The sequence below is a fragment of the Neorhizobium alkalisoli genome (assembly GCF_007829835.1).
Lineage (GTDB): Bacteria > Pseudomonadota > Alphaproteobacteria > Rhizobiales > Rhizobiaceae > Neorhizobium.
Map to the genome: position 1 here is coordinate 545,911 of NZ_VIWP01000004.1, position 14,232 is coordinate 560,142.

The following is a 14,232-nucleotide window of genomic DNA, read 5'->3' on the forward strand; positions in this document are numbered from 1 at the left end:
CTTGGCATTTCTTAACAATCTCCTCTGTTGTCAACTCGTTGCGACAACTATTCTAGACGCCGTTATTCGCGTTTCTAGACGCTAGTTGTTTTCCGTCTGTTCACTTCTGCCTCAAGGTCGCCCATGGTTTCGGCCATCTTCTTCGACATATCGGCGCGGCGGGAATAGTGCTTTGCCATGGCTTCGGTCTTCTGGCCGAGCATCTGAGCGATGGTCGCGTAGTCCTTGCCCATTTCGGCGAGGATGGTTGCCACGGTATGGCGAAGGCCCTTGAGCGTGAGGTCAGGCTGGATCTTGCCTTCTTCCTCCAGCTTCAACTTGATGGGGCGCCAGGAGGCCCTAAAGCCCGAACCGGTCCACGGCTTGCCGCGGCTGTTCGCACATAGCGTCAATGTCGTCGTCGCGTGCTTCGGCTCTACGGCAAGGACTTCAAGCACAGGTGTCGGCAGCGGCACCCAAACGGGAACGCCAGTCTTGCCTCGGCGCGTGTCCAGCTTGCCACCAGAAACGGCCGTGCGCGGCAGTTCAAGTGCGTCTTGAGGGTCGAGCCCGCAATACATCATCAAGGCCACAGGAAGGCGCATGTGAGCCGGGAGCGCAGCGGCCACCGCATCGCGTTCGAAGTCCAGCCAAGGCCGGTTAGCTTCTGGTGCGTCGGTCGCCTTGCGGACGCGCTTCACCTTGGCCACGGGATTGCTCGCCATGAGCTCTTGCTCAATGGCGTGCTCAAAGAGAATGGAAAGGACGGTCAGCGTATAGTTGGCAAACTTCCGCTTCTTCTTTTCAAAGGTCCTGTCTCTTAGGCGGGCCACCCACCCTTGCGAAAGCTCGGACAACGGCGCCGGTCCAAGCGGCTGCAGATAGGTTAGAACCTTCTGATAGTCCGACTTGGTGCGGCTCTTGAGCATCTGGAAGCCCGCCGATTTACGGTAGGACACGATGAGCGCGCCTAGCGTGCCTGCCTTCGCTTCCTGCCCCCTTGTAGCCGCATCGATCGCCTCTAGCTCTGCGAAGAATTCGGGCGTGCCGAACTCCGCATTGAGCCGCTTTCCCGTCTTGCGGTGGTAGGCATACCACTTGCCGGTCTTCGGTTCGAAGTAGCGCTTGAGGCCCTTCACTCTGACAACGGTTCCGGTCATAGCGCTTCCAGGAGAGAGTCGGCGGTCCGCAACGGTGCTTCACCGGGCCTTAGACTGTCAATCCAGGCGTCGACCTCACGGATGTCATAGCGCTCCCAACGAACGCCAACGCCCAGTGCGATTGCTCGCACCGGGCATACCGAATCGAAAGATGGAAGGCTCAGGCCGCAATAGCGTGCCGCTTGCGTCTTGGTGAGAAGACGCAAGGGCACATTGTCATTGGCGGCGCGCATTACTTGCCGGAAGCCTTCTTTGCGGCCTCCGCCTGCTGCTCATTGTAAAGCTCAGTCATGGCACCGAACGCAAAGCGTCGCAGGGCGGCACTGCTGGCCTTCTTGGATGCATCACTCTGGGGCACAAAATTCGTGGCTTTGGTCGACATGGGTTCTCCTCAATGGTGCGCGCCGCCGGCCAACCGGACGACGCAAGAAAGACGACGCGGTTATTCCGCGAGGTGAAAAAGCGTTGTTCATGTGTTGACTTCTCTATGGGCTACGCACCACCGGCAGAACCGGCGCCCGCTAACCGAAAGGATCGCGGCGGGAATTAAGGTGGACGCTCCCCATATATGAGAAATACAAATTTGTCAAGATTGGAGAGCAAGCCGCCCAGTCTTTCGACCAGACGGCCCTCTCTGCCGGCGGCGAGCACCGGCGCCAGCGAAGAATCAGGCGGCTGTCGCGATGTCTTCCTGCGGGATGATGCCAAGCACGCGCAGTATCGTCTCGGCGCGCGTCGAGGGCGGAGGTACGTCCGACCAGTCACGATGGTCGCGCGGGAAGTGGAAATCGCCGCCTATGGTGCCCGTAGGGCTGTAAAGGCCGATCCGCGAATCGTACCCCAATTCCCGATTGAGAAACTTGAGTTCGTTCCAAAGCCATTCGGCGTACGCGTTCTTCGGGCAAAATCTGTGCTTGATCTCCTCCGCGCTCATTGGCGGATCGGCAGCGAAGATTTCGTCCTGGGCGAAGTCAGGAATCATATTCGATGTGATGGTCATAGTTGGTGCTCACAGGAAAGGGCTTTCTACGGCCCGCGCGCCGGTGACGGACCGGCAGCCGGGGGTTAGAAACACGCCTGTGAGACGCGCCGAACGATTTTAGGGTTTCCCCACTGGACATAGCGTTCGCCCCCGGCCATATTGTCGGCCGAGTTGGAACGCCCGCCAAGGCGTTCACCATTGCGACGACGCCCGCCAAGGCGCAGTTCGCATTATATAGCGGGTCTTCGACGCCAATCGAACGACACGCCTCTCACAGGTCCGGGTTTCTACGCCCGCGGACAAATTAGCCATTAAGCATCATTAGCGCAAGCGCATCCCCTCCGGGGGAAAGCTTTAGCGCGCCCTAAATCTCTTCGTTCATATTTCGCGGTCTTGTACCAAAGCCCTGGCTCTGGCACGGTTAAGATAATCAGGAGGGGACTATGGGGAAACTATTCGAGGTTGTCGGGCTGCTGACGGTGATACTTGCCGTGCTGTACATCGGCATAGCGAAGACCGCTTTTCAGGAAACCACCGTCGCCATCCTTTGGTGCGGAGGGTGGTTGATCTTTGCGGCCGGTGCAATTCTTAGGCGGCTTGGTAAGGCTATCACGGTCGTGCCGGGTGAAAGGCCAGCCACCTAAATGTAGATCATATCCGGCCTAACAAAACAGTTGACGCTGGTATAGGAGTAAATTCGAACAAATAGGGAACAAAATTGCCTGTGGATTAGGGGTGTCTTGCCCCCAAAGTAGCGCCGCTTTCAGGCATAGTATCCGAGTTAGTCAAGGAAACGACCGCGCCTCACAAACGCTTAAATGGTCGCTCCTCGACTACTTGGTACGGCAACCGCGAAGGGGAGAGGGTGATTGCAGTCGCCTTCTCCCTGGACGCCGTTACATTTAACGTTACTCATCTCCGTCCATATCGCAACTCAATTTGACGGAGCCGTCAAATCGATTGTGGATGACTGGTCCTAAAGGTGGTCACATGAAAAGAGCCGAAGCCGAAAAAGCTATACGGTCATTGAGTACGACCTGGTTTGCGACCCTTTCTAGAAATGAGCAAGAGCATCCTAGCTTTGGAACGTTCAGCAATTGGCTGCGTGAGAACGGCTACAGCGACTGTCTCGATTTTCGGTCCACAATGGGCGCGAACTATGATGCCGAGATGTGGTTCGATCAGGAGCTGGGTCAGAGCTGGCGGAACTGATGCACGCCTGCGTCATCGTTTCCGCCTGTTCCCTTCGATTTGGGTGAACCGGTTCGGCAGGTCTTTCTCGCTGAATTTTGCGATGTGCTGACGGCTGACGCCCTCGGCGGTTTCAGCCGACGTGCGCTTGACGTAGGCACGAAGCTCGCCGCTATCAGACACACTGACCTCGACCTCGCTGCGAACACTGACGTTTTGTCCGCCTCCGCGCCTGATGGAAGGCAACGAAGGCGCCCGCATTCCGACCGGCCCGCCATTGGCGTAGCCAGCCACCCCACGGCGCATAGCCTCAACGGCTGCAACGCCGCCGGCCCGACGGATATCCGCCTGGCTCCATACTACTTCGCCTTTATGGACAACGCCCGCAGGCGAGTGCTTGCCGCCCGGGCCGGTGTAACCACCGTCGGCGAACAGCCCGACGCTCGGTGCGGCCGGAAAAGAGCTTCCACCGCCGAAGATCGACGAGAACAGACCGCCAAGGCCGCCGCCACCAGAACCGCCTGCGCCTTTGACCTGAAAGATCGCGTCAAGCACCTGGTCAAGAAGGATATCGGCAACCTTCTTCAGCGCGCCGCCCAATGCGTCAGCCGCAGACTTGCCATCCATGAGGTCGCTGATGAAACCCTTGGTGACGTCCTTGCCGGCATCCGCGAACTGCTGCGCTGCATCGCGCATCTGGTCCTGTGACGCTGCCAACCTCTGGCTCTCTGCTGTCGCCTTCGCGTAGCCGTCGGCAAGGGCAAGCATCGCCTCTGCCTGCTGCCGAGCGGCAGGAGACAGATTGGCGAAATTGCCGGAAAGCAGCTGCTGAACGTCAGCAAGCTCCTTGCCGGCGGCCGTGCCAGATTTCTGCGCCGCGGTGAACAGGTCAGACGCTGTCTGAGCGCGGGCCTGAGCGGCGCCGTAGTCGTCGATCAGCGGATTGACCGTCGCCTGCGCAGCAGTCTCAGCCTGTAGCGCAGCCGTGCGTTCCTTGATCGAATCGATCTCAGACTGATAGCTGTCATGCCCCTTGCCGGATCCGCCGCCTTTACCTGGCGGATTGCCGGAGCCTGGAACGACATATTCGGGGTCGTCCAATGTGATTGGCAAAATAGCCGGCGGCAAGCGGGCGCCTTTGTCCGTCGTGCGTACAGGCAAGCCGCCTGGCTTTCCCAAAACACTATTCTTGATTGCGTCTGCGGTAAGACCGCTGACCTGATCTATTTCGCCCTCGAAGGCGCTATTGATGCGGTCGGTAATGGCCTTGGTCGAAGTGATGGTCAGGGCACCGCCGAAGAACTCCTTCTTCCCCGACCCTCCGGTGAGGAAGCTGCCCACGTTCTCAAGGCCAGAGAGACGCCCGATCGCTTGGCCGAAGCCATTTGCGGTAGCAATGCCGGCGTTCAATTCTGCAATGACGCCCTTCAACTGACCTATCAGACTGTCAAAATTTATGCCGTTGATGAACTGCGCGACCTGATCAATGGCGGAGCCAAATGTTTCACCAGCCGCGGCTGATTGATTGAAGTCGCGCGCCGCGTTCACCAGGGAAGTCCGCAGGTTGCCGATGCGCTGGTCGATTGTGTAGACCGCTCCGGCTGCCTTCTGCTCGAGGATTGGTGCGCCTGCCTGAAAGCCATCGAAGAGCGCCTTGGACGAAAGTTTGCCGTCCAACATGATCTGGCGGAGCTTCGAGACTGACCCACCAGCCTCCTTGATGCCGGCGGCTGCAGCCTGAAGGATAGTAGGGGCGCCTTCAAGCACAGAGTTGAACTCTTCGGCGCGAACAACGCCGCCGCCTAGAGACTGAGACAATTGCAGGAGAGCGCCACTTGCCTCCTGCGCGCTCGAACCGCCGACGCGTAGCGCCAATGCAATGTTGCCCGAGAAACTGACGAGGTCCTGCTGGGAAACGCCTAGCTCCTTTTGGACCAGTGCCAGCCGGCCGTACATCGTAACTAGGGTCTCGATGGGTGCGGCATTCTTCGTGGCCGCAGCATAGAGCTGCTGGTAAACGCTCTCCAGCTCCGCCCCCGACAGCCCGGCCACCTTTAGGGCGTTGTCGATGCCGGTGGCGGCATCGGAAAGCGACTTGAATCCCTGTACGCCGCCGACCAATGCAAACGCTTTCCCGACCCCGATCGCGGCGGCGGACGCACCAGAATTGATTGTCTTGTTCATTCTGGCGAAGCGCGTTTCGATAGCTCGGGCGCGTTGATTGGTGACGCCCTGAGCTCTGGTAAGCGCGTTCTCGTACTTCCGAATGTCAGCAGAAAGCTGCACGACAAGCTTTTCGAGATCTTGCGCCGCCATTATCGGGCATCCCTTACGGATACCCAGGCGACCAACATACTTACGGCATCTTCGGCTCGGCCCGTTTCGGCCGCCCAGATGGCAAGCGCTTGATCGATGAGCCCATCAGCGATGATTGTCGGTGGTACGTCTTGGCGAAGAAGCTTGCGCGCACAGCGGCGCGCCGCCGCGGTGGCGGTGGTAAAGTGGTCGGTCATTGTGGATTTCCTACAGACGCGAACTTATCGCGATGGACTATTTTGGCGCGAATCGCCTAGTTTTGGGCGGGTTGCCATCGGCACTTTGGTTTTCGGTAGCTTCGGCTGTTGCTCAGCACGGGGCGCGGGGCTGCGTTCTGCAGTCCTGGAGTGGCGAGCTCGTCTCGCTGAAAGCCTAAGGGAGAAATCAGCCATGAACAGAAGGCTGAGATCGAAGTTGGTGAGAGTGCGGGCATATGTCCGCCGGAGGTTCAACCGCTTGGAGCATGTGTGTGCTCACTGGCGGTCCCATCCGGATCAGCTCTCATTCGACTTTTAATCTAGTACCGTGCAGCTAGATCGCCGGTGGCAGCTCGTTGTGGGAGATATATGAATGCCCAATCTGAAATCCTCGGCAATAGGTCGCGCCGAATACAACGACGCGACAAGCACGCTGAGTATATGGTTTGTCGAGAGCGGCGGGCCGTACGACTACTACCATGTGCCGGAGCAGGTTTATATTGGTCTCATCAACGCGCGCTCGGCGGGCTCCTATTTCAACGATTACATTCGAGATCGTTACAGTTCGAATCGCTAAATATCGCTTGTGGTCGGGCATTAGCTGCTCAAGCGCCACTCCTGCCGAGCATCTCGCCAACTTGGTCGCTGTATCTCTTCACGATACGCTGTTCGATGCCACGGCCGCCAATCGTGGTAATCTGAACGAAGCCACCTACGCCGCCCCAATCACTACCCTTTCGGTCGTGGCCAAAGCTCACAGATCTCTGGCGATCTACGGCATCCACAGCGGCCCTATCGTCCATTAGCTTTAGGCCGCTTACCCACGCACGGCCGAATGTTTGATCGTCCGCGGGCAAGTCGGGGCTAAAAAGCACCCAAGGAATATCGGTCCACTCGTAGGCCTTCATTTCGGCATTGCCGTTGTGGGAGCAAAGGAACACGGCGCTTGCGACGCCTGCACCAACGTGGCCTATGTATATGTCGAAATCGAAAAACCGACCGAACATCCGTCGCCAGCCAAACCGCTTCCGCAAGCGCTTCGGTAAATCTCGCTTTAGATCATCGAAATTGCTGTACTCGCCTACTAAACGCAGAATTTCAGGAAAATCGCGACCTTTTCCTCTGAATGCTACAGCCAAACTTAAATGGGGAACGGGAACCACTTTGTTGACGAGCTTATGCAGCCGGCCACGGTACGAAGCTGCGCCATCAGAAACTATTTGCACTCGTCTGTCCGATACGAGGACGTTAATCGCAGTCATAGATTTCCTCCATGATAGTCAGCTTCAACCCGCGAGATGTCGGTATGCTCAATCCAGCGGTGAGCAACGCAGAGACCACAGTACCGGCTGCGCCAGACAAACCGAATGCAGCCACTACTGCCGTCGTTATGGGGTCGGCGAGAACCATTGACGGAACAAGGGCGCCGCAAATTGCGCTACCCAGAATTACAAGAGATCGTTTTCTCATTACTATTCAACCGTTGTTTTGTTGTGAGCCATGCGGCCTCCTGCGGGCACGACGGCACGGCACCGCGAGGGCGGTGGTGAAATGGCCGGTGATTGTGGATTTCCTTGTGGCGCGCACGTAACCGGAAATTTACGCGCGTTTCGGTATTCAGCTGAGGCTTGTGGGAGATTAGCTATGAATGAATCTGAAGCATATGAATACTTGGGCCGACTCGTTGAGACCATGCCGGCACTGACACCGAAAGAGATCACGCCGCAAACATTACACTGGCTAGCGCGCGTTCAGAGCCACGTGAAGAAATTCAAGACCGATATGGATCTCAGACGGTTTGAAGTGATGGCCAATTACATCGTTCAAGGCAACTCCAGTGAGGCAAACAGAAATGAATTCCTGTTTCTTTTGTACACAGCCCTCGCGCAATATGAGGTGAATGCCCCAGTCGCCAGCCGTGGAGCATTTATCGCGGTGGGGAACTCTTTCGATGCACACGTTGCCGTAGGAAATCTTCTCAAGACGGCTACCCATTCTGTGAGGATCATTGATCCTTACATGGATGAGACAATGCTCACTGACTTCGCCGTACTCGCACCTGAAAAAATCACCGTCGAATTGCTTACGGATAAGGCCTATGTTCGGCCTGGGTTCTCGCCGGCCGCAAAAGCGTTTTCACTTCAATTCGGTTCACAGCGTCCCTTAGAGGCACGGTTGACGTCGCCCAAGGCTTTACATGATCGGCTCATCATTGTGGACCAGTCTGCGGTATGGACATTGACGCAATCTTTAAAAGATTTCGCCCGTCGTTCTCCCGCCTCAATAATCAAAGCCGATGCGGATATCGCTCCATTGAAGGTTCATGCATATGAGACGTATTGGAAAGCAGCGACGTTAGCTTGAGATTCATCGCCGCTCTCAACGTTTGAAAGGTATTCGGTGCCGGCGAGCATTCGGCACCCCCTCCCGTCACAATCCTTTCGCCACCCGCGCAGCCTCTTGGTGAGGCCGGCATAGGCTGATCATCTCGTCGGGATCGAAGAACATAGCGGGGTCACCATCATGCCGTGACCGATGACTGACGGCAGTGGCGACCTCGACAATTTCGTCATCGAGGCAGACCTGGCAAAGCGGCTGCTCCGTGATCTGGTGACGACGGAGCCGGCGCCACGCGGCCGTTTGATACATCTGCCGGATTGCGGCGATGTCAGGCACTAACTCCGATACTCGCGAGGTACTAGCTGAGGCAGGTAACGCTCGTAGAATTGCACCGTAGCCTGACACACTTCGCGTTCCGGCGGCCTTTCTCTCGCGTGTGCCTTGGGCGGGCGTTCAGCGTCATCGTCCGTGCGATGCCTCATGCCGCAACCCACTGGGCTCTATCATTCGGCTCCACGTATACGTCGTAGTCGGTATTGGCCGGTACGAAGACGCGAGGGCTGGCTGAAGCATTGGGATTGGGACCGATGGCGAAGTAAGCATCCATAGATGAGCGCAGCCGGAAGATGGCCTGGCCCATGGTGTCGTGAGGCAGGGGAGCGGTTCTGGTGGTAGTCACCCCGGTCGCTGGTGACTCGGACCAGACGACCTTGCCCAAGATCGGCTCGTTTCGCTCTGGGCGGAAAGTGCTGGCGTATCCAGCAATGATATGTGCGCCGCTGAGGGGCATGAGAAATCCTATTTCTGTTCCGCGGCGACCCGCTGGATTGCGGTGCGCAGTCTGGCTGCAGCGGCTTCGTAATTCGACGATGTCGCTGTCTTCACGGTGGCGAGACTGTCTCGCAGCCTTTCAAATGCCATGTCGGAAGATGAGAGTGGCGCGACGCGCGCTAGGTCATTTGAAGGTTCGTCAACAAGCGATAGCTCGCGTAGATCGACCTCCACGAGGTAACGCTTTATGCGTCCGGTTCCTGCCCGTGTTTTACGCGGGATCCAACCGATGGAGAGGCCGTCTAAGCATGACGCTGCCATCAAAGACCTGAGACGGCGACCTTGGTCCGTATCAAGAGCCAATAACTGGCCCTCAACCCAAAGCCCCTTCGTGTCCTCCCGCATATCGAGCCACTTCCCGACTGGAAGGTCGTCGTGTTGGAACGGATTGCCGGCGCTTCCGTGCATAAGGCGCATCGGCGGCAATTTTCCTCTGGTCTTCCATGCAGCGAGACTAGAGAGGAAGGCACCTCGCTCGATCACGTCTCGGTGGCTATCCACATTCCCGAATACAGCGCCATAACCGGAAAATCGGCCATCGTCCGTAATAATTGAGGGCGAGAATTTATTCTGTATCCGTTCGCTCATCCGGTTTCACCCATCTCCGAAGTGCTTTCGTCGCTAGAGCTATCGCATTAATTTTCGTAAGACTTTCCGGCACCTTGAATTCAGTGTCGGGCGGGCTGGCGCGGCCAGTTTCGTGCTCCTTCATCGGAACTCCTTCGGAATATCTGATGCCTTTAGGTGGCCATCATCGACACCACTGCGGATTACAAGCCAGGCATCGTTGTGCCGATAAAGCGGCGCTCCGAACAAGTGCTGGGCTGGGTCGATCATGCCGTGTGGCTCGACACCAGCCTTCCCGAGGCTCAGGTGCAATTCACCTATCTTCGCGTGGGCCTTAGCTGCTGCCAGAAGAGCAGCATGGAACTCTACGGCAATTTGCTTGTAGACGTCGACGAATTCTGCTGACACGACGCGAGATGCTGCCTTCCGCTCATCGCGGATCATGTTGTCGAGTTCGTGCATAGCCTCTTCGATGTCGCGACGCTCGTCGGCCAGCCGGCTTAGTTGTTCCCGTGCCGACGGCGGCATTTCGAAGCGTGCGCCCTCTATAAGAGCTGCCACTCGATCCTTGCGGAGGTCAGCCGGCGCGGCCGTCATGGCTTGAGCATGAACGGTGCGCTGTTCGGCATTGATCTCGTCATATCGAGAGGCCAGTTCCGCTCGCCTGGTGTTCAGGCGGACCAATTCTGGCGATCGATCTTCCGGGGGCGGGATCACGAGGTCTTTGATATCCATTTTCACCTCACAGAAGCTGCTGCGCGATGCGGTGCAGCGCGGGCAGCGTGATTTGTACGATGCGGCGCATGCCGGGCAGGTCGGTTTCGGCGCGATAGGTCCGGTTCACCACAGTGCCTCCGGCTCGCTCGCCGGAGACGACCATGAAGGCGGCATCCGAGCTGATCAGGATCTCGCCCTTTCGGAAGTCGATATCGCCCGCGACAAGGCCGGCTGACTCATCGAGAAGATCGGTCAATTCAGTCTCGGCATTGACGGCGCCGTCGCCGGACAACCTGACCAGAGAGCCGAGCTTGTGTTGCACAAATGGGGCATTGACGGGCAGGGGAGCGCACAGCGCGAGCAGGATGCGGGCGACATCGCGGCTGTAGAGAGTGGGAGCGACAGGACGAGCGGCGGCGATTAGGCCGGCCTCCTTCATCTTCCGCATGGTGTTGGTGACAATCGACCGCGGGAGACCAAGCTCATGCGCGATGACGTTCCCGCGCTCTGCAGCGCCGGGCTGGATTTTCGGCATTGCGTGCCATCTCCATAATTGAGGTTAAAAGAAAAGACGCCGGCTTTCGCCGACGCCTTTCTTGAAGCGGTGACCTCACCACCGGCCGAAGCGGAGCGAGGTTCGATCAACCCCGCTTGCCAGCGGGAGATCTAAACGGCGCCGATACATCAACGGTCGCCGGTGTAGGATCGTGAGCGGCCACGCGCGGCCGCCCACTTCGGGGCGGTGACAGCGCCCTGAACGTAAAAGGGCCGCTTGCGCGACCCTTTCTCTCCCTTACCCTTTGGCGTTCCGAAAAGGGGTACCCCTATGCGGCAGCCTGCGGGAATATCCTGTCTGGCTGAAGCTTCGAACGATAGAAGCCTGCCGGGAGTGGCACACCTTCCTGCCACGGCAAGCACGACGTGACGGAAGATTTTTCCGTCACGTTGCCTAGCTGCCAATACCGGTCCACGATTCCAAAACCATCGAAGATACGGGCGCGTGCTTCACCCTTGCCCCCCTTACTGCCTGCTCCGAGGCGTTCGCCGATCTCAGCCAAGGTCAGGTTGTCGCAAACGGCCCATTCGAACGCGTCCAGGATCTTCGGCACAAAGGCCAGTTTGGAGCGGAGGAAGGCGAGTTCCCTCTTCGCGTCAATCGCAGAGAGGATAGGCCAGTCGCCGTTCCAATTCTTGGGGACGGCTGCCGCGCGCGTCTTCGTTTCAGATCCGGCCATGACGATCCGCCGGGCAGGGCGGTCTACGTTTGCCTTCTTGCCGGTGACAACCTTCACTCCTTTGGATTTGCCATCCTCGTCAGTGCGATGGACGATGTAAAGGTTATCAGCCTCTTTGCCGATTAGCTGTGTCGGCCGCGTCGCGTTATCGTGCAGATCTCGATATCGGCGCGCCAGCTGAAGGCAACGGTCATTCCGCTCTGTCACCAGAAGCTTTTGGAGTGGCCAATCGAAGTTATCGTTATCTGCCTGACCACGGTAGGCATTGGACGTGAGTCTCGCTGCTTGGGCATCCAGGCGCCATGTGACTGACGGACCGTCGCTGACAAGCTTGGCCGTAACGCTGCGCATAGGTGGAGAACGACACGGTTGCCATTGTTGGCTGTCGGCATCGTCGGAAAGGGCGGGCATCGTGTCGCGGCGGTCGAAGACCGGGATTTCGTCGTTGATCATGCTGTCACCTATGATCCGGAGGGTGCGGCCGCTTCGGGCTCTTTTTTAGCTAAGGCGACGACGATGTAGGTCGCAAAATCTCAGGTCAATAGGGGCGTTCACATTGGCTGCCGTCAATCCTGATGTGTCGCGGTACATCGACCGCGTCGCCCTAAAGGCACCACATTGCTCACGGATTATTTCTCCCGGTAACAATGAGAGGAGTTCCAATGTCAAACGAATGGCAAAAACCGGTTCGTGTGAACGACGGTGGCCTCACGATCACGGTGGCCTCAGCCGCGCAGGCGCGGACATTCCTCCAGCACGCAAAGCGCAGCGACCAATGGGGCGAAGCTTGGGCAAAGTGCTCAGCCGCCGCCGAGGGGCGTCTTTCGAACGATGAAGCTAGGCAGGCCTTCCTTAAAGCCGCACACTGACACGCCCAACAAGCCAAAAAACTCAATATTTTCTCGCGCGCGTGCGCCACGCGTGATCGCGCGCGTGAGTTTTTCTGTGTTAGCGTTAGTTCGTTTGGACACCGCCGGTACGGCAGCCGTGAGGGCCAGAGATCTTACCCACCCCTCCCGATGCGTGGTCGGCCTGGAGGCGGTGTCCGATCAGGCGACACTAGCAAGAGCTCGTCTGATGTTTAACCCCCATCTAGATAGCACACCCTTTTGCTTTTCGAATGTCACTCGGAATTTCGGCAGGCACCTCTGTCACGAGGAAATCGCCAATCAACCATTGTCCGGGCCCAAAAAACATCTGCGCAGTTTTGACTGTAACAGTGACTTCCGCAAACTGAAGCGATGAAAGGAGTTTGTGACTTGCGTTCTGAGTTGGCCCCGCTGTGGCGGAAAATGTAGCATTACATAGCACGTGGCCAGGCGTCGGCGTAGCGCTCGCGTTTCGTTCGCAGTCAACCGTCATCGCCTTGACGTCGCAACCAACGGTCTTTTTGAGAACCAATTTCGGCTCGACAGATGCGTAATCGGCGGCGGGCGTCGATGGGGTTTTCACTAACGATGGGGCGAACACCGTGCACGAATAGTTGAAACCGTCATGTACCAAGTTAATTGTAGCGCGCACACTCGCGTTCAAATCCGTCCTTTTAATAGGTATTTCGATGGTGCCAGGGTTTAATTCGTATTCAGGTGTTACCAATTTTCCGGCCTGTGCTCCGTCGTACTGGGAAGTTCCATTGGCAACATAGCTCATCGTCACCTTTGCCTTCGACAATGAATTTCTTTTCCAATTCAATCTGACGAACACATCGTCATCCTGAGGAGTAGCCCAACAGGAAAATCCTTCCCTCTTGGCCATGCACTGCAACCAACTATTCGCAACGGTGGAATTTACTAAATTCTGGCTGACGAAATAAAACTCCTGAGCTGAATCCTCTGCAGATTTATTTCCACATTTTTCGGACTTCCACTTGTTATATTGTTCCTGAGTAAGGTTCTCAGCGTTTGCTGAACTAGCACTCCCGCTTAACGAGAATGGGCCGTAACTTACACCACCTCCGCCGCCTCCACTCGACGATTTAGATTTTTGATAGTATGATTTAGCCTCCTCTAAGGAAGACGAGCAATAAAAAGCCTGCTCCGCAGAGGCGCGCTGCGTTTTGGTAAGACTTACTGTGCTGTCGTAAAGGCCAGATGCCAACAGATCTTTACAGTTATCTTCCGCGATAGCGGCAGTGGGTAGGAGTAATATTGCAAGCAGCCGCAGGGCAAGAATTCGGGCAATTCGCATGGGGCACCCGTTAATAATGAAGCACACCAATAATTCATATATTTTACAAGAAATCAATCAATAGTTGCGCTTTTGAATTGTGTAATATCTGCTCGGCGAAATGGAACGTCATCCTCACCTGCCCACCTCCATCGCACGCTCCATTGTCGCGTCGTGGTGGCTGCAATGTCGGGGGGCACCTTTGCGAAGACCATTTGATCAATCCTAGTCCCTCTAGAATGTCCGGCCGCTGTCGAGGTTCCGACTGGTTTGGGAATACAACGCTTTCATACTGATTCAAAGTGAGGGAATTGAGTGATGAGGCTTGCGTTTACTTTGGCGTGTGCAGGGATATTCGCGGCATGGCCATTGGCCGCCCAAGGAATAACCGTGGGCGCTACTATAGAAAAAGCGCGTACTGATCTGACGGCGAAATTGATGATCAACGCGGCTGGTGACACAATCGTCTGGGTTAGTGCCTACCTGGATTCCAAAAAAAGAGGGCAGCTTGTGTGCCCCCCACCACGCCTCGTGTTCACTCCTGAGACGTA

The 14,232-nt window shown here is 56.9% G+C and carries 15 protein-coding genes; 5 read left to right on the plus strand and 10 right to left on the minus strand.

The window, feature by feature from the left end; all coding sequences use genetic code 11:
* Window positions 1–74: 74 nt before the first annotated feature.
* The 3 genes from FHW37_RS18505 to FHW37_RS18510 form a co-directional block, all read right to left on the minus strand.
* On the minus strand, window positions 75–1,139 hold the full coding sequence (locus FHW37_RS18505) for a tyrosine-type recombinase/integrase (protein ID WP_145639010.1): 1,065 nt from the start codon (window positions 1,137–1,139) through the stop codon (window positions 75–77).
* Between the two features lie 232 nt (window positions 1,140–1,371).
* Entirely contained in the window at window positions 1,372–1,521 is a 150-nt protein-coding gene (locus FHW37_RS33640; RefSeq protein WP_186458312.1) for a hypothetical protein, read from the minus strand.
* Between the two features lie 285 nt (window positions 1,522–1,806).
* On the minus strand, window positions 1,807–2,139 hold the full coding sequence (locus FHW37_RS18510; RefSeq protein ID WP_145639012.1) for a hypothetical protein: 333 nt from the start codon (window positions 2,137–2,139) through the stop codon (window positions 1,807–1,809).
* A gap of 425 nt (window positions 2,140–2,564) precedes the next feature.
* Between FHW37_RS18510 and FHW37_RS18515 the strand changes: the two genes are divergently transcribed.
* The gene (locus FHW37_RS18515; RefSeq protein ID WP_145639014.1) at window positions 2,565–2,765 is read left to right on the plus strand and encodes a hypothetical protein; all 201 of its coding nucleotides are present in this window, start codon (window positions 2,565–2,567) and stop codon (window positions 2,763–2,765) included.
* A gap of 580 nt (window positions 2,766–3,345) precedes the next feature.
* Here FHW37_RS18515 and FHW37_RS18520 read toward each other — a convergent pair.
* A complete protein-coding gene (locus FHW37_RS18520) occupies window positions 3,346–5,628 on the minus strand; it encodes a tape measure protein (protein WP_145639016.1) in 2,283 nt (760 codons plus the stop codon).
* Window positions 5,629–6,198: 570 nt separating this feature from the next.
* On the opposite strand from FHW37_RS18520, the gene FHW37_RS18525 reads away from it, so the two are divergent.
* Window positions 6,199–6,402 (plus strand): KTSC domain-containing protein, encoded by a 204-nt coding sequence (locus tag FHW37_RS18525; protein WP_145639018.1) that lies wholly within the window; start codon window positions 6,199–6,201, stop codon window positions 6,400–6,402.
* Between the two features lie 28 nt (window positions 6,403–6,430).
* Here FHW37_RS18525 and FHW37_RS18530 read toward each other — a convergent pair whose 3' ends face one another.
* Window positions 6,431–7,087, minus strand: coding sequence for a hypothetical protein (locus FHW37_RS18530; RefSeq protein WP_145639020.1), 657 nt, complete (start codon window positions 7,085–7,087; stop codon window positions 6,431–6,433).
* 382 nt (window positions 7,088–7,469) lie between these two features.
* Between FHW37_RS18530 and FHW37_RS18535 the strand changes: the two genes are divergently transcribed.
* Together FHW37_RS18535 and FHW37_RS33645 are read left to right on the plus strand one after the other, a co-directional pair.
* On the plus strand, window positions 7,470–8,189 hold the full coding sequence (locus FHW37_RS18535; RefSeq protein ID WP_145639022.1) for a phosphatidylserine/phosphatidylglycerophosphate/cardiolipin synthase family protein: 720 nt from the start codon (window positions 7,470–7,472) through the stop codon (window positions 8,187–8,189).
* 171 nt (window positions 8,190–8,360) lie between these two features.
* Entirely contained in the window at window positions 8,361–8,504 is a 144-nt protein-coding gene (locus FHW37_RS33645; protein ID WP_186458313.1) for a hypothetical protein, read from the plus strand.
* A 459-nt stretch (window positions 8,505–8,963) separates the two neighbouring features.
* Here FHW37_RS33645 and FHW37_RS18540 read toward each other — a convergent pair whose 3' ends face one another.
* The 4 genes from FHW37_RS18540 to FHW37_RS18555 all read right to left on the minus strand — a co-directional run bounded on the left by FHW37_RS18540 (window position 8,964) and on the right by FHW37_RS18555 (window position 11,968).
* Entirely contained in the window at window positions 8,964–9,584 is a 621-nt protein-coding gene (locus tag FHW37_RS18540; RefSeq protein ID WP_145639024.1) for an HK97 family phage prohead protease, read from the minus strand.
* A gap of 120 nt (window positions 9,585–9,704) precedes the next feature.
* Window positions 9,705–10,298, minus strand: coding sequence for a hypothetical protein (locus FHW37_RS18545; RefSeq protein WP_145639026.1), 594 nt, complete (start codon window positions 10,296–10,298; stop codon window positions 9,705–9,707).
* Window positions 10,299–10,305: 7 nt separating this feature from the next.
* A complete protein-coding gene (locus FHW37_RS18550) occupies window positions 10,306–10,815 on the minus strand; it encodes a hypothetical protein (RefSeq protein WP_145639028.1) in 510 nt (169 codons plus the stop codon).
* Between the two features lie 289 nt (window positions 10,816–11,104).
* On the minus strand, window positions 11,105–11,968 hold the full coding sequence (locus FHW37_RS18555) for a hypothetical protein (RefSeq protein ID WP_145639030.1): 864 nt from the start codon (window positions 11,966–11,968) through the stop codon (window positions 11,105–11,107).
* Window positions 11,969–12,177: 209 nt separating this feature from the next.
* Between FHW37_RS18555 and FHW37_RS18560 the strand changes: the two genes are divergently transcribed.
* Complete coding sequence (locus FHW37_RS18560; protein ID WP_186458314.1) at window positions 12,178–12,384, plus strand: DUF982 domain-containing protein; 207 nt, start codon at window positions 12,178–12,180, stop codon at window positions 12,382–12,384.
* Between the two features lie 223 nt (window positions 12,385–12,607).
* On the opposite strand, the gene FHW37_RS18565 is transcribed toward FHW37_RS18560, so the two are convergent.
* On the minus strand, window positions 12,608–13,702 hold the full coding sequence (locus tag FHW37_RS18565) for a hypothetical protein (protein ID WP_145639034.1): 1,095 nt from the start codon (window positions 13,700–13,702) through the stop codon (window positions 12,608–12,610).
* Window positions 13,703–14,232: the final 530 nt, after the last annotated feature.